This window comes from Nonomuraea sp. NPDC049624 (assembly GCF_040675255.1).
In the GTDB taxonomy this organism is placed as follows: domain Bacteria; phylum Actinomycetota; class Actinomycetes; order Streptosporangiales; family Streptosporangiaceae; genus Nonomuraea.
Window position 1 is genome coordinate 236,816 of the sequence record NZ_JBFAOR010000004.1, and the last position, 19,417, is coordinate 256,232.

A 19,417-nucleotide genomic window follows, 5' to 3' on the forward strand; every position below is an offset into this window, starting at 1 on the left:
AGACGGCCCTCAGCCGAGGATCGCGTAGACGGTGGAGGCGTGCGCGGCCGGGTCGCCGTCGCCGTCGGGCGTCAGCGTGACCTCCGAGAAGGCCAGCGAGCGCCCCAGCTTGGTGACGCGCACGTCGAGCAGTACGTCGCGGCCCACCACCGGCCGCTGGAACGTGGTCGACTGCTGCACGGTGGTCATCGGCACGAACCCGCCCCTGGCGGAGGAGATCGCGACGACCGTGGCGGTGTCGGCGGCGGCCATCATCGCCTGGCCGCACAACCCGCCGCCTTCCCTGGCCAGAGAGTCGGACCAGGGGAGCCGGACGACGGCGTGGCGCTCGCCCACCTCCTCCACCCGCAGCCCGAGCTCCTGGATCCAGGGAGCGAAGTATTGCCGGAGAATCGCCTGTGCGTCTTCTGGAGTCACGCGCTCATCATGCACGCTGTAGGGCATGGCGGAGGAGCGGAGCGAGCGTCCTGTGGACAACTCCGAGCAGGGGGAGGAGCGGAGCGAGCGTCCTGTGGACAACCCAGAGCGGGGGGAGCGTCCTGTGGACAACCCCGGGCAGGGGGAGGAGCGCGACCTGGCCGAGGTGTTCCTGCCGTCCACCTATGCGGCGGGCGTCCCCTACGACCTGTACGCCCGGCTCCGCCGGGAGAGCCCGGTCTGCTGGATCCCCGAGCCGGCCGTCGGCCCGTGGCGCGAGGGGCCCGGCTACTGGGGCGTGTTCCGGCACGCCGACGTCAAGCGGGTGCTGCGCAGCCCCGACGACTTCTCCTCCCACCTCGGCGCCACCCAGATCCGCGACCCCGACACCCCTGCCGACCTGGAGTTCGTCCGGTCGATGATGCTCAACATGGACCCGCCCGAGCACTCCAGGCTGCGCCGGATCGTGGCGGCCGCCTTCACGCCGCGCGCCGTCCGCGCCCTGGAACGCACGATCAAGGACCGGGTGGCGGCGCTGCTCGCGCCCGGCGAGTGCGACTTCGTCGAGGTGGCCGCCGACCTGCCGGTCTGGACGCTGGCCCACGTGATGGGCGTGCCCGAGCAGGACAGGCGGCTGCTGTACGACTGGGCCTCCCGCGTCATCGGCTACCAGGACGACGACTACGCCGGCCTGTCCACGGCCGAGGTCGAGTCCCTGACCCCCGTGGGCCGCCTGGCGGTGGCCGCCCGTCCCGAGCTCGAACCGGGGAGGAACCCCAGGTCCAGGGCCGCGCTGACGGACATGTTCGCCTACGCCCACGCCCTGGCCGACACCCCGCACGAGTCCGTCATGTCCGCCATGAGGAAGGGCGGCCTGACCGGGGCCGAGTTCGAGAACATGTTCTTCCTGTTCGCCGTCGCCGGGAACGAGACCCTGCGCAACGGCATCCCCGGCGGCCTGCTCAGCCTGCTGAGCCACCCCGCCGAGCTGGCCCGCCTGCGCGCCGACCCGTCGCTGCTGGAGTCCGCGGTCGAGGAGATGCTGCGCCACTGGCCGCCGGTGATGGACTTCCGCCGGACGGCCACCCGCGACCTGACGCTCGGCGGCCGGCGCATCCAGGCGGGCGAGAAGGTGGTCGTCTACCACGCCTCGGCCAACCGCGACCCGGCCGTCTTCGCCGACCCCGACCGCTTCGACGTCGCCCGCACCCCCAACGACCACGTCAGCTTCGGGTTCGGCCCGCACTTCTGCCTCGGCGCCCACCTGGCCCGCGTCCAGCTCCGCGCGGTCTTCACCGAGCTGCTCGCCTGGGACGTCGAACCCGCCGGCCCCCCGGTACGCCTCACCTCCAACTTCCAGAACGGCCTCAAACACCTCCCGGTACGCCTGACCCGCCGCCCGGCCTGAAGACCGCCTGCCATCCAGACAAATAAGACATCTGAGACCGATGGGCCGGATGACCGTAAGATTTGCGCCGTGAAGTCACCAGCATCGTTCAAGAAGGCCGCAGCGTGGGCCTTGCCGTACTGGACCAGAGGCCAGGCGGGGCGCGAGACGCCGCAAGACCTGTTCCGGGTGCTCTACTTCGGATGGCTGGTGGCGCTCACGCTCAAGCTCCTCGGCTCGGCCTGGGACGTCTCGTGGCACTTCAAATGGCTGCGCGACGACCTCGCCCCGCCGCACCTGCTCAACTCCGCCGGCACCGCCCTCGTCGTCGTCCTGACCGTCGTCCACGGCTACACCGGCTACGGCGTCGACAAGGCGGCGCTGCGGCTCATCCAGTGGGGAACCGGGATCTTCCTCGTCGCGGTGCCGCTCGACCTGATCAACCACCGCGTCAACGGGCTCGACATCACCTCGTGGAGCCCGTCGCACATCATGCTCTACGTTGGAACGTTCTTCATGATCATGGGCGTGATCAGGGGCTGGTTCATGGGCGCGCCCCCCGGCCGGGAGCGCACGGTCGTGCTGGGCGCCTTCCTCGCGTTCTTCCTGGAGAACGTGCACTTCCCCGAGCAGCACCAGGAGTACGGCATCCTGTCGCTCGGCGCCTGGGACAACCACGCCACCTACGCCGAGCCGATCCTGCTGCGCTTCGCCGCCGACCAGATGGGCCGTCCGGTCGACCGGATCATGATGGCCGGGTTCACCCTGCCCGTGCCCGACTACCTCTACGCGGTCTACGCCGTCGTCGGCGGGCTGTCGGTGCTGGTCGCGGCCAGGCTGCTGATCGGCAGGTTCGGCGCGGCGACGCTGGTGGCCGGCGCGTACGTCGGGTTCCGCACGCTGATCTGGCCGCTGCTCACCTTCGGCGGCTTCCCGCCGTCGGCGGTGCCGTTCTTCTTCGTGGCGGCCGGGCTGCTGGTGGACCTGGCGTTCCTGGTGCGCGTCCCGGCCGTGCGCGCCGTCGTGGGGGCGGTCGCGGTGACCGCCGGCGCCTACGGCGCGCTGGTCGTGCAGAACGCGGCCCTGGGTCCGGTCTACGGCGCGATCAAGGGCCAGACCGGCCTGTACGGAGCCCCGCCCCTGGTCACCTCGTCGGCCCTGTGGGCCGGGCTCGGCCTGCTGGCCGCCTGGCTGGCCGCCGAGTGGCTCGCCGGGCGGCGCCACCGGCCGGCTCAGCCGATCGAGGCCCGGGTGATCGCGACCGCCACCCCGTAGGCCAGCCCCATCACGCCGACCTCGGCCGCCGCCCAGCTCACCAGGGCGGTGGCCCCGCCACGGCGGATCACCGGCAGCAGGCGGAAGCGGATGTGGGCGGCCAGCGGCACCAGCAGCGCCACCAGCGCCGTCTTGATCACGACGAGCACGCCGTAGTGGCTGGTCACGATCGCGCCGGGCAGCTCGACGCCGGGCGTGAGCGCCATCGTGCCGAGCCCCGTGACCAGCCCGGACAGCGAGACCAGGAGCAGGCAGACGGTGGCCATCCTGGAGAACTTCGGCAGCGCCACGGCCAGCAGCCGCCGGTGGGGGGCGACGAACACGGCCGTGGCGGCCAGGCCGCCCGCCCAGGCCGCCGCGCCCATCACGTGGATCTCCATCGAGATCATGATGGGGTCGTGCCAGACGGAGTTGACCGCGTGCCCGGTGACCGGGATGGGCAGGAGCCCGAACAGCGCCACGATGATCCGCAGCTCCGCGGGCACCTTCTCGCCGAACCTGACCGCCATCAGCCCGATGCCCGCCGCCGCCAGCGCGCACGCCGCGCTGAACAGCAGCCCCTGCCCGGTGCCGACCTCCTCGACGTAGGAGGCGATCAGCCCGAACGTGGGCACCCGGCCCGGATTGAGCTCGGCCGTCTGGAACACGATGGTGAGCAGCGCGCAGATCGCCCACGCCCAGGCCGCCAGCACGGCGAGCGGACGCACCCGGCGCAGCACCGGCTCGGTGGCGTCGGGGTCGTCGAAGCCGAGCAGCTTGGGCACCAGGCTCAGGCCGACCACGGCGACGGCGGCCAGGTCGAGCAGCACCCGGACGACCGGCAGGCCGTAGGCCACGACCGGCCCCGGCATGGGGATGCCCGGCACGGACTCCTGCGCGGTGAACGTGGACGCCGCCACGGCGGCGACGATCCCGCACACGATGAAGGCGCCGGCGACGAGCCGCCCGCCCACCACCTGCCGCCCGGAACGGGAGGAGACGGTCGCGGTCACGCCCGCGTCCCGCCCTCGGACGAAGGGCCGCCCTCAGCGGTCCCGGCGGCGGAGGTGGCCGCGGTGTCCTGGGTGTTCGAGCTGGCCGCGGTGTCCGCGGTGGCCGGGGCGGCGCGGCGGAGGGCGACGGCGGTGCCCGCGGCCAGCAGCAGCAGCGCGGCCACGATCCACACGACCGCCATGCCGGCTCCGCCGTTGGCCGCCGCCTCGGCCGCCTCCGCGCTGTCGCCCTGCTCGGCCTGCCCGGCCGAGACGCCGGTGGCCGAGGCGGCCATGGTGAAGCTGATCTTGCCGGTCACCGGATGGCCGTCGGAGGACAGGATCCGGTAGCCCACCACGTACGAGCCGCCCGCGGGCAGCGGCCTGACCTTGACGGAGACCCGCTCGGCGGCCACCTCCGCCGCGCCGTCGGCCCACGAGGAGCCGTCCGCCCCCGTCACGCCCACCTGCGCGTAGCCCTGGCGCACCGCCTGGTCGAACACCAGCGTCACCCGCGCGGGCGAGGCGGACAGCGTGGCGCCGTCCTTCGGATCGCTGCCGACCAGCACGTTGTGCGCCTGCGCGGGCAGGGCGAACCCGACCGCGGCGCACGCGAGCAACAGGACCGTGAGTAGCCGCCTCACCGATCAAAACCTTCCATCGAACGAGTCTCGAACCCGTATATGGTCCCACCCATGACGGACCTCTTCGGCGGCGCGGCGCCCTACTACGCCAAGTACCGGCCCGGTCACGGCGATCCGGCCATCGACCGGCTGGCCCGCGCGTTCGGCCCGGACGGCGTCGTGCTCGACCTCGGCTGCGGCCCGGGGACGATCGCGATCCCGCTGGCCGGGCGGGTGCGCGAGGTGCTGGCCGTGGACCCCGACGAGGAGATGCTGGCCGAGGGGCGGCGGCTGGCGGCGGGCGCGCCCGGCGTCCGCTGGTTGCGCGGCGACTCGACGACGCTGCGGGAGCTGCCGCCGTTCGGTCACGTCGTGATGGGCCGGTCGTTCCACTGGATGGACCGCCGCCCGGTGCTGGCCGACCTCGACGCGCTGCTGCCGCCCGGCGGCGTCGTCGCCCTCGTCGGCCCCACCCGCGACCCCGCGGAGGAGCCGTGGGAGCCGGTCATGCGCCGGGTGCGCGAGCAGTTCGGGCTGACCACCTGGACGGCCGCCGGCTCCTTCCAGCAGACCGGCGAGCACCACCACGACGTGCTGGCCGCCTCGCCCTTCTCCGACCTGGAGTCCGGCCGGTACGAACACCGCCTCGCCTACGACCTCGACGCCGTGCTCGGCCTGCAGCTGTCCTACTCCTACACGGCCCCGGCCAGGCTCGGCGACCGCCTGCAGGCGTTCGTCGAGGCGGCCAGGGCCGCCCTGCTGGCCGCCGAGCCGTCGGGCCGCTGGGAGCTGACGGCGACCACCGAGGTCCTCCTCGCCCGGCGTCCGGCGTAGCCCGGCGGCCGGGGCTCAGCGCCGGGTGAGCCGCCGGACCGCGAGGCCCGCCACCCGCACCGCCGCCGACGGCCACAGCCGGGCGGCGCGCCAGGCGATCCGCCCCGAGGCGGGCGCCACGATCAGCGCCTTGTTCCTGGCCACCCCGCGCAGGATGTCCGCGGCCAGCGCGTCGACGGGATAGAGCCGCCCCTGCGCCCGCACCGCCGCGCTCCTGGCATGGGCGGCGACGTCGTTCTGCGGCAGCCCGGGGTTGGCGTGGTCGAGCAGCGGCGTGTCGACGAACCCCGGGCAGACCACGCTCACCCGCACCCCGTACGCGGCCGCCTCGGCCCGCAGCCCCAGCGAGAGCCCGACCACGGCGTGCTTGCTCGTGGTGTACGGCAGCATCAGCGGCGCGGGCACCAGCCCGGCCAGCGAGGCGGTGTTGACGATGTGCCCGAAGCCCTGGTCCACCATGATCGGATAGGCCGCGTGCACGCCGTGGACGACGCCGCGCAGGTTCACGTCGAGCGTGCGGTTCCAGTGGTCGAGCGTCAGCTCGCGGGTGCGGCCGCCGACCGCGATGCCGGCGTTGTTGAACAGGAAGTCGAGCCGCCCGCGTTCGGCCTTCACCCGCGTGAGCAGCGCGGCCACGGCCTCGGCGTCGATGACGTCGAGCCGGGCGAACTCCAGCCCGAAGTCGGCGGCGACCTGCTTGCCCGCCTGCTCGTCGACGTCGGCGATCACCACCGTCACGCCCCTGCGCCGCAGCTCCCGCGCCACCGCGCGGCCGATCCCGGAGGCGCCCCCGGTCACCACCGCGACCTTCACCGGCGCGGCTCCGCCCATATCCCCATGGCCTGCCAGACCTTCCTGCTGACGACGTTGACGAGCCCGATCTCGGCGCACAGCTCGCGCGTGCGGCTCACCGAGTCGCGGATCTCCCGCCGGGCGGCCGGGTTGTCGCGGTAGATCTCCGCCACGACGTGCGGCGGGACGCGGAAGTGCCTGATCAGCGGGCCGGGCGGCGCGAGCATGATGCGGGCCATCACGCCGAGCACGACCGGCGAGATCACGCTCAGCAACATGCGCCGGTGGCGGGGCATGCGCGGCACCCGGTTGCGGAGGTAGTGGCGGGCGAAGGAGATGTGCCTGGCCTCCTCCGCGATGTGGATGCGCATGATCGTCTCTTCCAGCGGATGGTGGGCCCGGCCGTCCTTCAGAACCTTACGCTGCACGTGGTCGATCGGGTCCTCGCCACCCAGGACGAAGACGAAGAACAGCTCGGTGGAGATCAGCGGGATCCAGGGCGCGATCTGGGCGACCAGGGACAGCGGCCGCGGCATGCCGCGTATGGGGAGCTTTGTGCGGTTCACGAACTCCTGGAACATCATCCCGTGATGTCCCTCTTCGATGGTCTCGTGGTAGACGTACCGGAACTCGGGGGAGCCGTTCGGCAGGCGGTAGGCGTAGTTGAGCAGGCCGCGCTTGAGCAGGTTCTCGAACTGCAGGCCGATCTTCATGGCGGTGGCGACCCGCCACAGGCCGATCCTGGCGCGGACCTCGGGGGGACGGCTGCGGTACCAGGGGTGGCCGCCCAGCTTGTCGACCTCGGGCAGCTCCCAGCGAGGGTCGGCCTGGTCGACGCGGAACTCTGGGTCGTCCCACGGGATGTCGCGGTAGGGCTCCCAGTGTCTGTCGACCGACGCCTTCGACAGGCGTTCGACGACCGCCTCGTAGGCGGTGCGGCCGGCGACCCTCTCGTCGTTCTCCCTGGCGGCGGCAGAGCTCGGTGCGGATGTCATCGCGGGTGCTCCTCTCCTCGCCCTTGTAATTGTACGAAGGATCCAATAGGCGCGGAAGAGGGGTCCGGGTCACAGGTTCTCGACGGGCAGCCCCAGTTCGCCGGCGACCGCCTTACGCAGCAGGACTGCGGCCCGGCGACGCGAGAGCACATGGGGATGCACGTGCGTCTGGACCGCCAGGCCGTCGATGAGCGCGAAGATCCGCCAGGCCGCCTCCTCCGGATCGCCGCAGGCGAACGCGCCCGAGCGCACGCCGTCCTCGATGATCGACCGCAGCAGCGAACGGCTGCGCGCGTCGATCCTGCGGGAGATCTCCTCCAGTTCCGGGCTGCGCATCGCCTCGGCCCAGGCGTCGATCCACAACCGCCACTCGTCGGAGGGGATCGCCGGGGAACAGCGCCGCAGCAGGGCGCGCAGTCGTTCCAGCGGGCCGGCGGGGGACTCCTCGATGTCGGACAGCGCGTCCAGTTGCAGCCTGGCCGCGTAGCCGAACGCCTGCGCGAACAGCCGGTCCTTGGTGTCGAAGTGGTAGAAGAGCAACGCCTGGCTGACGCCCGCCGCGCGGGCGATGTCGAGGGTCCGGGTGCGACCGAACCCCTGCTCGGCGATCACTTCGCAGGCCGTCTTGAGGAGGTCTTCGCGCCTTAATCGGCTGAAACTGGGTGTCACAGCGAGTAACTCTAACTACTGATCAACGGTATTTGTAGGACAAACCGGGCACCGCGTTCGGAGGGCTCGATGGTGAGCGTGCCCTCGTGGGCCTCGGCGATCTCGCGGGCGATGGCCAGGCCGAGCCCGGTGCCGCCGGCGTCGCGGCGGCGCGAGTCGGCCAGGCGGGTGAACCGCCGGAAGACGACTTCGCGCTGGTCGGGGGCGATGCCGGCGCCGTCGTCGAGCACTTGCAGCACCGCCTGCCCCTCCTGTTCACCCACAGTCACAGTGATCATGGTATCGGCGTGCCGCTCGGCGTTGTCGAGCAGGTTCGCCAGCAGGCGGGACAGTCGCAGCGCGTCGCCCTCGACGACCACGCCGGAGCGCAGCCGCGTCTCCACCGGCTTGCGCTCCGGACGGCGCAGCAGCTCCTCGCGCACCAGCCTGGCCAGGTCCACCGGCTCGCGGCGGCCGGGCCCGCCGGCCTCCAGCCGGGTCAGGGTCAGCAGGTCGCCGACGATGTTCTGCAGGCGGTCCAGGCCCTCGATCACGCGCCGGCCGGTGCGGGGCCAGTCGGTCTCCTCGGGGGCGAGCATCGCCTCCTCGACCTGCGTGCGCATCGCCGCGATCGGGCTGCGCAGGTCGTGGGAGGCGTCGGAGGCGAACCTGCGCTGCTGCTCCACCGCGCGTTCGAGCCGGTCGAGGGTCTCGTTCACGGTACGGGCGAGGTCGTCGAGCTCGTCGCGGTGCCGTCCCCTGGGCACCCGGCGGCCGAGGTCGGTGGCGGTGATCTCGGCCAGTTCGTCCCTGATCGCCGAGACCGGGGTCAGCGCGTTGCGCGCGGTCAGCCAGGCCACGCAGGCCGTGACGGCGGCCAGCAGCAGCACGCCGAGCCCGGTGACCGGCAGGTACCAGGGGCTGATGTACCAGGGGAGCTCGGGGGTGTAGGCGTAGATCATCCAGGGCTTGCCGCCGACGTGCGCCCGGAAGCCGACGGTGATCAGGCAGTGGACGCCGCGCAGCCGGTTGGTGCAGGTCGTGGTGTCGAGGCGGGCGTCGGTGCCGGTGGCGGTGCTGGTGCTGAGCGGCGGCTGCCCGCTCAGGCGCGGGCTGGCCTGCCGGATCCGGCCGTCGGCGTCGACGACCTGGATGAGGTCGGTGCCCTCGGTGACGGCCACGGGCCGCAGGCGGCCGGGGGCGTCCCGCTCGACGACGAAGGCGATGCGGCGCGCGGCGCCGGCGGTCTGCTCGGTGAGGAAGCCGGTGGCCATCGTGTGCACGATCGGCGTGACGAGGAGCGCGGTGACGCCGTAACCCGCCAGTGCGCACAGCAGGGCGGCCAGCGTCAGCCGCCGTTGCACGGACCAGCGTCTGAACATGCGCACGCACCCCTCCGATGACCAGACGATCACAGAAGGCGGGGGTGGTCCTAATTAGCGGAGTTTCGGCGACAAATGCCACCGAAAGGCCCTCCAGAGCATTGCTCTATGCGTGCCGCCGCGACCTGACTAGAGTAAGTGAACACTGATGCCAAGGAGTCGATGTGGACCTTGCAGAGTATCGGCGTGCCGCCGCGGAGTGGCTGCGCGACAACGTCCCGGCCGACGATCAGTCAGGGGCCGACGCCCTCGCCCGCGCCAAGGAGTTCATGGCCAGGCTCTACGACGCCGGCTACTCCGGCATCACCTGGCCGCGGCAGTGGGGCGGCCAGGGGCTGACGCAGGCCGAGGAGCGCGCCTTCGCCGCCGAGGCACGTGACTACACCCTCCCCACGTACGTCTTCTCCATCGGGCTCGGCATGACCGGCCCGACGCTGGTGGACCGGGGCACCGACGCGCAGCGCGAGCGGTTCGTCCGACCGCTGCTGCGCGGCGAGGAGGTCTGGTGCCAGCTGTTCTCCGAACCGGGCGCCGGCAGCGACGTGGCCAGCCTGCAGACCCGCGCCGTGCGCGACGGCGACACCTGGGTCGTCAACGGCCAGAAGGTCTGGACCTCGGTCGCCCACCACGCCGACTGGGGGCTGCTGCTGGCCCGCACCGACGTCGAGGTGCCCAAGCACCGCGGCCTGACCATGTTCGTGGTCGACATGCACCACCCCGGCGTGACGGTCAGGCCGCTCAAGGACATGTCCGGCCGGGCCAACTTCAACGAGATCTTCTTCGACAACGTGACGATCCCCGACGAGCACCGGATCGGCGAGGTCAACGACGGCTGGAGCGTGGCCGTCACCACCCTGCTGCACGAGCGGCTGTCGATCTCGGCGGGCGTCGGCATGGGCGGGCAGAAGGACAACCCGGCCACCTTCGAGGCGCTGCGCGAGACGCTCGACACCAGCGACCCGCTGGTCCGCGACCAGCTCGTCGAGCTGCACATCCGCAGCCGCGCCCTGGCCCTGTTCAACCAGCGGCTGGCCCAGGAGACCAGGGCGGGCATCTTCCCCGGCGCCCGCGGCAGCGCCGCCAAGCTGCTGCTGGCCGAGCTGACCCTGTTCCAGGCCGACCTCGCCACCCAGCTCGTCGGCCCCGAGTCCGTGGTCGGCGACCACCCGCTGTCCCGGTCGATCTCGCTGGCCCCCGGCATGGCGCTGGGCGGCGGCACCAACGAGATCATGCGCAACATCGTCGGCGACCGCGTGCTGGGCCTGCCGCCGGAGCCGCGGGTGGACAAGACCGTGCCGTTCAAGGACCTGAAGGTGGGGACGCAGGGGTGAAGCTCGTACTGAGCCAGGAACAGCAGCAGCTCCGCGAGGCCGTGCGCGACTTCCTGCGCGCCGCCTCGCCGCTGCGCAAGGCCCGCGAGGGCTACGACCCCCAGGTGTACGCCCGGCTCAACGGCGAGCTCGGCCTGTCCGGCCTGGTCGTTCCGGAGGAGCACGGCGGCGCCGGGGCCGGGCTCGCCGACCTCGCGGTGGCCCTGGAGGAGACCGGCGCCGCGCTGCTGCCCGGCCCCTTCCTCGCCACCCAGTTCGCCGCGCTCGCGCTCACCCAGGTGCCCGACAAGGAGCTGCTGGGCGGCATCGCCGAGGGCCGCGTCGCCGCCACGCTCGTCCAGCCCGAGAGCGACCTCGCCTTCGACGGCACGGCCGTCACCGGCGTCCTGCCCCGGGTGCTGTCCGGCATGGAGGCGGACGTGCTGCTCGCCCCCGCGCCCGGCGACGGCGGCGTGCTGCTGGTGGCCGTCGAGCTGGCCGGCCCCGGCGTCACGCGGACGCCGCTGGAGACGCTCGACCTCACGCGCGGCCAGGCCCAGGTGACCCTGGAGCGCGCCCCCGCCCGCGTGCTCGGCCGCCCGCCCGCCGGCAGCGGCATCGGCGACCGGCTGTGCGTCGCGCTCGCCGCCGAGCAGCTCGGCGTGCTGCGCGCCGCACTGGACGCCATCGTCGCCTACGCCAAGATCCGCGTCGCCTTCGGCCGCTACATCGGCTCCTACCAGGGCGTCAAGCACAAGCTCGCCGACATGCACGGCAAGCTCGAACAGGCCGAGTCGATCGTCAGGTACGCCGCCTGGGCCGCCGACGAGTCGCCCGCCGAGCTGCCCGGCGCCGCCGCCCTGGCCCAGGCGTACGTGGGCCGCGCCTGCTTCGAGGTCGCCCGCGACCACCTGCTCCTGCACGGCGGCATAGGTTTCACCTGGGAGCACGACGCGCACCTGTTCTACAAGCGGGCCAAGGCCGACGAGGTGCTGCTCGGCCCGCCCCGCATCCACCGGGCCCGTCTCGCGGAACTCCTGGAGCTGTAGATGGACATCAGCGGCCTTCCCGGCTTCTACGCCATCGCCGCCGCCGACCCCGGCCGCCTGGCCGTGATCGACACCGACGGCACGCGCACCACGTACGGCGAGCTGCTCGCCCGGGTCAACCAGGTCTCCCACGGCCTGCGGGCCCGCGGCCTCGGCAAGGGCGACGTGGTCGCCGGCGTGCTGACCAACGGCCTCGACGCCGTCGTCATGCTCATGGCGACCGGCCAGATCGGGCTCTACTACGTGCCGGTCAACTGGCACCTCACCGAGTCCGAGGTGTCCTACATCCTGGCCGACTGCGACGCCAAGGTCGTCGTCACCGACGCCGCGCACGCCGTGCCGGGCGCGGAGATCGGCACGTCCGGGCTGGCCGAGGGGCAGCCCGCGGACGCCCCCGACGGGCGTACGGCCGGGGCGGTCATGTGGTACACCTCCGGCACCACCGGCTTCCCCAAGGGCGTGCAGCGCCCGCTGCCCGACGCCGAGCCGGAGGCCGTCGTGCCGCTGTACACCTGGTTCCTCGGCGAGGTCGTCGACCTCACGCCGGGCGACGCCGTGCACCTGGTGACCTCGCCGATGTACCACTCGGCGCCCTGCGCGCACACCCAGTTCGCGCTGCACCTCGGGCACACGGTGGTGATCACGCCCAGGTTCGACCCGGTCGACATCCTGGAGCTGATCCAGCGCCACCACGTCTCCAACGCCATGATGGTGCCGACCATGTTCCACCGCATGCTGCAGCTCCCCGAGGACGTCAGGGCCAAGTACGACGTGTCGAGCCTGCGCCAGGTCATCCACACGGCCGCGGCCTGCCCGGTCGCCGTCAAGCAGGCGATCATGGACTGGTGGGGCCCGGTGCTGTACGAGTACTACGGCTCCACCGAGTCCGCGATCGCTTTCTCCGTCAAGCCGCACGACTGGCTGGCCAGGCCCGGCACGGTGGGCCGCCCGGCGCCGACGTTCGAGGCCAAGATCTGCGACGAGAAGGGCGAGGAGCTGCCGCCCGGCGAGCCCGGCATGATCTACGTCAAGTCCTCGACGGGCTCCTTCGAGTACCGCAAGGACCCGGCCAAGACCGCCGCCAGCATGCTGGGCGAATGGTACGCCCCCGGCGACATCGGCTACCTCGACGACGACGGGTTCCTGTTCCTGTGCGACCGGCGCACCGACCTGATCGTCTCCGGCGGGGTGAACATCTACCCCGCCGAGATCGAGGCCGCGCTGCTGGAGCACCCCGCGGTGGCCGACGTCGCGGTCATCGGCGTGCCCGACGAGGAGTGGGGCCACAACGTGGTCGCGCTCGTCCAGCCCGCCGAGGGCGTCGAGCCGGGCCCCGCGCTCACCGCCGAGCTGCTCGAACACTGCGGGCCCCGGCTCGCCCGGTTCAAGCACCCGAAGGTCGTCGAGTACCGCGACCGGCTCCCGCGCACCCCCACGGGCAAGTTGTCGCGCTCGAAGGTGCGCGAGGGTTACCTGGCCGAGGCGGGGAACACCAGCTCCTCGCTGTAGTCGCGGCCGTCGCCGAGGTAGAAGCGGGTGGCGAGGGTGCGGTCGGCGGTGTCGAAGATCGTGGTCCACAGCGTGCGGATCGGCTCGGCGGCATCCTCCGCCGGCCGCACCGCGCGCAGGCTGTCCCGCAGGTCTCCGGCGGACATGGTGGCGCCCTTGCTGCGCTCGTACAGGGTGCGCAGCCGGCCGTAGGTGCCCAGGCTCGCCGGGGTGTCGGCGGGCAGGGCCGTCGGGTCGGGATGGCGGTGCAGCAGGTGGTTGGTGACGCACAGCGGGCCGTCGCCGAACTCGACGGCGTGCTCGGTGCCGTCCGTGCCGCGCTCCCACACGAACGCCTGGCCGTGGGCGTCGGCGACCAGGTAGTGCAGGGGCAGGCCGAGGTCGTACTGCTTGGCCCCCAGCAGCGCCTGCTTGGCCTGGGCCGCGGTCTCGCAGGTGTCCATGAGGAACCGGGGCAGTTGCAGGCTGCCGAGCCCGACCTGCGGGGCGTCCTGCCGCGGCACGGTGGCCGTCTCGGCGTCGGCGATCAGCAGCATGACGGCCAGGCCGGCCTCGTTGATGCCGTCGATGCAGCCGTCGAGGCCGTTCATGGTGATGACGGTCGAGGCGAGCCCGTCGTCGGGCACGGTGCTGATCACGTACGGGCGGGCGGCCATGGGCAGCTCGCCGGGGCGGGCCGGCCCGCCCATGAGCCGGCCGGCGGTGTGCAGGAAGAAGTCGTAGTTGCGGCCCACCCGGCCGTGCCCGTCGGGGGACGCGGACGGCGGGCACCACAGGGCCGAGCAGGCGGCCTCCGCGGGCACGTAGTCCCAGCCGTCCAGGGCCAGCTCGTCCTGGTCGGGGTCGAGGCCGAGCGCCGCCGCGGCGCCGTCCATGCGGGCGTGGTGCTGCGGCCAGTTCCGTTCGAACCAGGACATCCTTGCTCTGATCACCGCCGGGTCGGCGGTCCTGGGCGACCAGCCGAGCCGGCGGGCCTCCTCGGTGAGCACCCGGCCGATCTCGAACTGGCTGCCGGTGACGGTGAGGTGCGTGACGAGCTGGAAGTCGTCATTGCCGCCGGCCACGCAGGTCATGTAGGTCATGCCGCCGATGGTGCCGCCGCCCGCTGACCGGGCTCCTACCGTCCGCTGACCGCCCGCCCGCGAGACGATCAGCCGGTCAGCTTCCCCACCTGCTGGACGACCACCAGGACGGTCAGCGTCCCGAAGAACGCCACCGACCAGACCAGCGCCCCCAGCCGGTACGACCTGACCTTGATCGCCTCCGGCAGCGCCCGCCGGTTCAGCACGATCAGCAGGATCGAGTACACGAACATCATCACCGCCGCGAAGCAGGCCGAGAACACCAACAGGATCAGCGGCTGGTCGAGCCCGAGCAGCAGGATCGCGATGCCGACCAGCGTCATCGCCCAGACGGTGACGAAGTACACCCGGTTCACCGAGACGGGCCGGTCGCGCAGGTAGACCGTCTTGATCGTGTCCGAGGCCAGCCGCGAGGTGTAGTCGACGATGCCCATGGCCGAGGCGAACAGGGCCAGCGCGCCGATCAGCCAGAACAGGATCCCGAACCACGTGCCGACCGTGCCCTGCAGCACCTCGCCCTCGACCTTCAGGAAGCCGATGTCGTTCCTGCCCGTCACCTCCGGCCGGCCGAAGACGGTCGAGTAGGCCAGCATCGACATCAGCCCGATTGTCAGGAACGACACCAGCGCGAACGTGGCGCCCTGCTCGGCGTTGGCGAAGCGCCACCACCGGCGCCAGCGCGCCAGGTTGTCGTCGGTCGGCGGGAACTGGAAGCCGGTCGAGGCGGCCGCCTCCTCCTCGCCGGTGACCGGGCTGACCAGGCGCGGAACGTACGAACCCATGCCGAAGCCCTTGTCGCGGATCCAGTTGCTCTGGCACAGGTTCTGGCCGCCGCCCGCGCCGGCGTAGGCGACGGCGCCCATGAGCACGGCGATCCCGAGCTCCCCGGCCGGGAAGCGGGCGCCGACGGTGAGCCCCTTGCCCAGCTCGACCCAGCTGTCGGCGTTGACGGCGAACAGGATCGCGACCACGGCCAGCGTGGCCACCAGGGCGATCTTCACGAAGATCACCCGTTCGAGGGCCGTGTAGATCACCGGCGCCAGCGTCAGGCCCAGCGCGATGACGACGAGCATGCCGATCGCGATCCACCGCACCCCGCCCGCCCCGGCCCCGGTCAGGTACGTCACCATGGTCGCGGACGTCGTCACCCACCCCGGCCACAGGTTCGAGGCCAGCGTCAGCACGACGAAGACCAGCCCCCAGTGCCGCCACATCCGGCTGAACCCGGTCAGCGCGGTCTCGCCGGTGGCCAGCGTGTACCGCTCGATCTCCATGTTCAGGAACCACTGGGTGACGATGCCGACCGCGGCCCCCCAGACGAACACCAGCCCCACCTGGGAGGCGATGTAGGGCCAGAGGATGAACTCGCCCGACGCCAGCCCCACCCCCGCCCCGACCAGCCCCGGGCCGATGACGCGCCAGGTCGAGCGGGGAGGGTCGGGCAGGTCGCGGACGGCGACGGACGGCAGGACTCGCGCGGGGACGGTGGGGGTGAAGTCCGTCATGCGGATCTCCTCGTTACGGCTTCCCGTACCGTCACCTTACGCAGATCGCTCACGCCGGTGAACTATCCGGTCAGGGTCACCACGTAGTCCCCGAGGTCCGTGAGCCCGTCCACCCGCCCGCCGGACTCCATCAGGCCGCCCAGCACCTCGCGCATCGCCGTCCGCCAGGCCCTGGCCGCCGCCGGGTCGTGCACGCGCAAATGTTCGACGTCGTGCGGCGTGCCCACCAGCACGACGTCCGAGTCCGCCGGGCGCACGACCGGGCCGGAGCCGTCCTCGGCCAGCACCCGGGCGCGGCCTTCCGCCGGTGCCGGCCGTGGCCGCAGCGGCCGCTCGTCCAGCGGCCACACCGCCAGCAGGCGGTCGGAGGAGTCGCCCTCGTTGATCGCGTCGGCCATGACGCCGTAGAAGTCCCGCAGGTACGCCTGCGGGCGGGCGCCCAGCTTGACCAGGTTGAACCGGGCGTTGCGGCGGACGAGCGGGTCGAAGGTCCAGCTGATGCGGTCCAGGCCGCGTTCCAGGCACCACGCCCGCTGGTGCAGCTTGAGCGCGTAGCCGATGCCCCTGCCGATCGAGGCGCCCGTCACGTGGGAGTGCAGCGCGCCGTCCGCCGCCCGGAAGCCCACCGACGCGCCCACGAGCACGTCGTCCTCGTACGCGCCGGCCACGTAGTTGCCGGTGTGCGCGAACCCGACCATCAACTCGACGCTGACCGGCGCGTTGCCCGGATCGGGCCGCCAGATGTCATCGAAAAGCCGGAAGACCTGCGCGAACTCGCCCATCTCGTGCAACTCGCGGATCGTCACACCACTCTTGGCCGCCGCCTCGGCGGCCTCCTCCCGGCTCGTCATGCCCCCCACTATGCCCGCCGGACGGCGACATGCCCGCCCGCGGACCGCGGACGGGCATGTCAGAGGCTGCCGGAGATCACTTCACCAGCGGCCCGAGCGTGCGTTCCATGACGCAGTCGTTCTCGAACTTCCTGTCGTAAGTCGTCGTGCGGCCGTACCAGTGGCCCCTGACGCGCACGGAGACGGGGGAGTAGTTGCGCGGGCACGCGCCCGGATCGACGTTGAGATCCTTGACCACGCCGTCGACCTCGTGCAACTCCGCGCAGGCCGTGCGCGGGCGCGGGTGGGTGCCGCCGTCGGGGTCGCAGGTGAGCCGCATCGAGTACGCGCCGCCGCCGTTGCTCGGGGTGACGGTGATGAACAGCAGCACGCCCGGCTCGTCGGCGGCGGCGGCCCCGGCCGGGCTCGCCCCGAACGGGACGACGAGCGCGGCGGACGCGCACAGGGCTAGGGCGGCCGTCCTGCGAGCGGCGGTCAGCACGGATTTCATGGAACCTCCCTGGTCAACGTGCGCCCCGAGAGCGGCGGCGCACGTCAAATGACTACAGGCAGTCACCATATCGATACCACTGGTGAAGGAGTGACAGAATGCTGTCCCCGCCGATCACCCCCCGCTCCCGCCGCGGGCCTGGTTGTCTCAGCGCACGGCCTCGATCAGGGCGCGGAGGAGGACCGCGCGGCGTGGCATCTCGGCCACCACCACGTGCTCGTGGTCGGCGTGCGCGCCGCCGCCCACCGCGCCCAGCCCGTCGAGCGTCGGGCAGCCGGCCCCGGCGGTGAAGTTCCCGTCGGAGGCGCCGCCCACCGCCGCGCTGGGCAGCGGGCCCACGTCCAGCCCCGCGGCCAGGTCCTGGGCCAGGGCGTAGAGCGAGGCCGACATCGCGGCTTCGAGCGGCGGCCGGTTGGGGCCCCCTTCGACCTCCAGCCGCGTGCCGGGCACCACGGGGGCCAGCGCGCGCATCGCGGCGTCCACCCGCAGCTGCTCGGCCACCGTGCTCGCCCGCACGTCGACCCCCACCGTCGCCTCGGCCGGGACGGTGTTGAGCGTCGTCCCGCCGCGCAGCACGGTCGGGGTGACCGTCGTGTCACCGGCTCCGAGTGCGGCGATGGCCAGGATCTGGTGCGCCAGCTCGACGCCCGCGTTCGCGCCCTTCTCCGGCTCCAGCCCGGCGTGCGCCGCCTTGCCGCGCACCCGCAGCGTGTACATCGACGTGCCCTTGCGGGACGTCTTCAGCGCGCCGCCGTCCGCGCTGGCCTCCATGACGAACGCGGCGGCCAGCCCCCGCGCGGTGTCCGCGATCAGCGGCGCGGACGTGATCGAGCCGAGCTCCTCGTCACCGGTGATCAGCAGCGTGACGCCGTCGAGCGAGCCGAGCCCGGCGAGCGCGTGGAACGTCTGCACCAGCCCGGCCTTCATGTCGAACACGCCCGGCCCGCGGGCCACCCCGTCGACGACCGACCAGGGATGGGTCGCCAGCGTGCCGATCGGCCAGACGGTGTCGTGGTGGCCGAGCAGCAGCACCCTTGGCGTGCCGAACGACCAGCGCAGATGGGTGACGCCGTCGATCACCAGGAACTCCGGCCGGGCCCCCAGGTGACGGGCCCCCATCGCGGCCACGACCTCGGCGCTGCGGGCCACGGCCGCGAGGTCACGCGAGAACGACTCGCACAGGACCAGCTCCTCCAGATCCTCGATCATGCCAGCCGCTCTCCGAGGAACCGGTGGACGTTCCCACCGATGATCTTGGCGACGTCCTTCTCCGGCAGGCCGCGGGCGAGCAGCCCCTCGGTCACCATGGGCAGCCCGGTGGGCCCCTCCAGACCGGGGATCGACGCCTTGGAGTCGAGGTCGTCGGGCTCCAGGCCCTCGCAGCACGGGGGCGTCAGGTCGTCCATGACCTCGCGGATGAAGTCGGGGCCGAGGCCGACGTGGTCGATCCCGGCCACCTGCGCGACGTGCTCGATGTGGTCGAGCAGGCGGTCGAGCGTCATTTCCTCCCTGCGCTCGGCCAGGAAGGGGGCGAAGAAGTTCACGCAGACCACGCCGCCCGTGGCGGCGACCCCGCGGAGCTGGTCGTCGGTGAGGTTGCGGTGGTGGTCGCGCAGCGCGCGGGCCGCGGAGTGAGTGGCCATGACGGGCTTGGTCGCCAGCTCCAGCACGTGGGCCACGCCCGACGCGCCCAGGTGCGAGACGTCGAACACCATGCCGAGGCGCTCCATCTCGCTCAGGGCGGCCACGCCGCGGCTGGTCAGGCCGCTGCCGGTGGCGTCCTCGGCGCTGCCGTCGGCCAGCGGCGTACGCCCGAAGTGCGCGATCGAGGCCACCCGCACGCCCAGCCGGTGGACGGTCGAGATCAGCTCGACGCTCTCGTCGAGCCCCGGCATGCTCTCCAGCGCGAGCACCAGGGCGATCTTGCCCTCCTCCAGTGCCGCGTCGATCGCCGAGGCGTCGAGGCAGAGCCGTACGGTGTCGGGGTTGCCCTCCGCGATCACGTGGGCGCACTCGATCATGCGCAGCGTCTGCCGCAGCGCGCCCTCGGGCCGGTACTGGTCGTCGATGAAGACAGGCAGGATCTGCAGGTCGACCCCGCCCTCGACGAGCTGCGGCAGCCACTGGCGGCGGAAGAAGGAGGCCCACTGCTGGGGCGGCCGGGCGGCGACCGCCATGAGCAGATCATTGTGGGTGTCGGCCACGACGGCACGCCGATGCAGGGGAAGCGTCATGCGAAGGACGTTACCGCGCGCCCCCGACCTGCTCCAATGCGCCTCAAGTCCGATTTTTCGCCC

At 72.4% G+C, this 19,417-nt stretch carries 19 protein-coding genes; 6 read left to right on the forward strand and 13 right to left on the reverse strand.

Annotated features, from left to right (window positions below):
- Positions 1-9: 9 nt before the first annotated feature.
- Complete coding sequence (locus AB0J76_RS17480; RefSeq protein WP_352321529.1) at positions 10-417, reverse strand: PaaI family thioesterase; 408 nt, start codon at positions 415-417, stop codon at positions 10-12.
- Positions 418-442: 25 nt separating this feature from the next.
- Here AB0J76_RS17480 and AB0J76_RS17485 point away from each other — a divergent pair, with 25 nt between their 5' ends.
- Entirely contained in the window at positions 443-1,825 is a 1,383-nt protein-coding gene (locus tag AB0J76_RS17485; protein WP_352321527.1) for a cytochrome P450, read from the forward strand.
- Positions 1,826-1,894: 69 nt separating this feature from the next.
- Positions 1,895-3,079 (forward strand): hypothetical protein, encoded by a 1,185-nt coding sequence (locus AB0J76_RS17490; protein WP_352321525.1) that lies wholly within the window; start codon positions 1,895-1,897, stop codon positions 3,077-3,079.
- Here the strand turns inward: AB0J76_RS17490 and AB0J76_RS17495 are convergent.
- Positions 3,037-4,071, reverse strand: a complete 1,035-nt coding sequence (locus AB0J76_RS17495) for a CopD family protein (protein WP_352321523.1) — start codon at positions 4,069-4,071, stop codon at positions 3,037-3,039. The two genes, AB0J76_RS17490 and AB0J76_RS17495, sit on opposite strands and share 43 nt — an antisense overlap.
- Positions 4,068-4,694, reverse strand: coding sequence for a copper resistance CopC family protein (locus tag AB0J76_RS17500; RefSeq protein ID WP_352321521.1), 627 nt, complete (start codon positions 4,692-4,694; stop codon positions 4,068-4,070). Before AB0J76_RS17500 ends, AB0J76_RS17495 begins: the two co-directional genes overlap by 4 nt.
- A gap of 51 nt (positions 4,695-4,745) precedes the next feature.
- Here AB0J76_RS17500 and AB0J76_RS17505 point away from each other — a divergent pair, with 51 nt between their 5' ends.
- Positions 4,746-5,507 carry a class I SAM-dependent methyltransferase gene (locus tag AB0J76_RS17505; RefSeq protein ID WP_352321519.1) on the forward strand — a complete coding sequence of 254 codons (762 nt, stop codon included), beginning with the start codon at positions 4,746-4,748 and terminating at the stop codon, positions 5,505-5,507.
- Positions 5,508-5,522: 15 nt separating this feature from the next.
- On the opposite strand, the gene AB0J76_RS17510 is transcribed toward AB0J76_RS17505, so the two are convergent.
- From AB0J76_RS17510 to AB0J76_RS17525, 4 genes are all read right to left on the reverse strand, one after another.
- Entirely contained in the window at positions 5,523-6,320 is a 798-nt protein-coding gene (locus AB0J76_RS17510) for an SDR family oxidoreductase (protein WP_352321517.1), read from the reverse strand.
- Positions 6,317-7,294, reverse strand: coding sequence for a diiron oxygenase (locus AB0J76_RS17515; RefSeq protein ID WP_352321515.1), 978 nt, complete (start codon positions 7,292-7,294; stop codon positions 6,317-6,319). The genes AB0J76_RS17510 and AB0J76_RS17515 overlap by 4 nt, the downstream gene beginning before the upstream one ends.
- Positions 7,295-7,363: 69 nt before the next feature.
- On the reverse strand, positions 7,364-7,963 hold the full coding sequence (locus tag AB0J76_RS17520; protein WP_352321513.1) for a TetR family transcriptional regulator C-terminal domain-containing protein: 600 nt from the start codon (positions 7,961-7,963) through the stop codon (positions 7,364-7,366).
- An 11-nt stretch (positions 7,964-7,974) separates the two neighbouring features.
- The gene (locus AB0J76_RS17525) at positions 7,975-9,324 is read right to left on the reverse strand and encodes a HAMP domain-containing sensor histidine kinase (protein ID WP_352321511.1); all 1,350 of its coding nucleotides are present in this window, start codon (positions 9,322-9,324) and stop codon (positions 7,975-7,977) included.
- 164 nt (positions 9,325-9,488) lie between these two features.
- Between AB0J76_RS17525 and AB0J76_RS17530 the strand changes: the two genes are divergently transcribed.
- Genes AB0J76_RS17530 through AB0J76_RS17540 form a run of 3 tightly spaced genes read left to right on the forward strand, consistent with a single transcriptional unit; the run spans position 9,489 to position 13,192 of the window.
- Complete coding sequence (locus AB0J76_RS17530) at positions 9,489-10,655, forward strand: acyl-CoA dehydrogenase family protein (protein ID WP_352321509.1); 1,167 nt, start codon at positions 9,489-9,491, stop codon at positions 10,653-10,655.
- Positions 10,652-11,683 (forward strand): acyl-CoA dehydrogenase family protein, encoded by a 1,032-nt coding sequence (locus AB0J76_RS17535; RefSeq protein ID WP_352321507.1) that lies wholly within the window; start codon positions 10,652-10,654, stop codon positions 11,681-11,683. Before AB0J76_RS17530 ends, AB0J76_RS17535 begins: the two co-directional genes overlap by 4 nt.
- Positions 11,684-13,192: an AMP-binding protein gene (locus AB0J76_RS17540; RefSeq protein WP_352321505.1), complete on the forward strand. Its 1,509-nt coding sequence runs from the start codon at positions 11,684-11,686 to the stop codon at positions 13,190-13,192.
- Here the strand turns inward: AB0J76_RS17540 and AB0J76_RS17545 are convergent.
- The 6 genes from AB0J76_RS17545 to AB0J76_RS17570 all read right to left on the reverse strand — a co-directional run bounded on the left by AB0J76_RS17545 (position 13,153) and on the right by AB0J76_RS17570 (position 19,354).
- Positions 13,153-14,274, reverse strand: a complete 1,122-nt coding sequence (locus AB0J76_RS17545; RefSeq protein WP_352321503.1) for a C45 family peptidase — start codon at positions 14,272-14,274, stop codon at positions 13,153-13,155. The genes AB0J76_RS17540 and AB0J76_RS17545 overlap by 40 nt on opposite strands.
- 68 nt (positions 14,275-14,342) lie before the next feature.
- Complete coding sequence (locus tag AB0J76_RS17550) at positions 14,343-15,779, reverse strand: Nramp family divalent metal transporter (RefSeq protein WP_352321501.1); 1,437 nt, start codon at positions 15,777-15,779, stop codon at positions 14,343-14,345.
- Between the two features lie 62 nt (positions 15,780-15,841).
- Positions 15,842-16,630 (reverse strand): GNAT family N-acetyltransferase, encoded by a 789-nt coding sequence (locus tag AB0J76_RS17555; protein ID WP_352321500.1) that lies wholly within the window; start codon positions 16,628-16,630, stop codon positions 15,842-15,844.
- 76 nt (positions 16,631-16,706) lie between these two features.
- Positions 16,707-17,120 carry an SSI family serine proteinase inhibitor gene (locus tag AB0J76_RS17560; RefSeq protein WP_352321499.1) on the reverse strand — a complete coding sequence of 138 codons (414 nt, stop codon included), beginning with the start codon at positions 17,118-17,120 and terminating at the stop codon, positions 16,707-16,709.
- Positions 17,121-17,267: 147 nt separating this feature from the next.
- The gene (locus AB0J76_RS17565; RefSeq protein WP_352321497.1) at positions 17,268-18,329 is read right to left on the reverse strand and encodes a M20 family metallopeptidase; all 1,062 of its coding nucleotides are present in this window, start codon (positions 18,327-18,329) and stop codon (positions 17,268-17,270) included.
- On the reverse strand, positions 18,326-19,354 hold the full coding sequence (locus tag AB0J76_RS17570) for a membrane dipeptidase (protein WP_352321495.1): 1,029 nt from the start codon (positions 19,352-19,354) through the stop codon (positions 18,326-18,328). Before AB0J76_RS17570 ends, AB0J76_RS17565 begins: the two co-directional genes overlap by 4 nt.
- Positions 19,355-19,417: the final 63 nt, after the last annotated feature.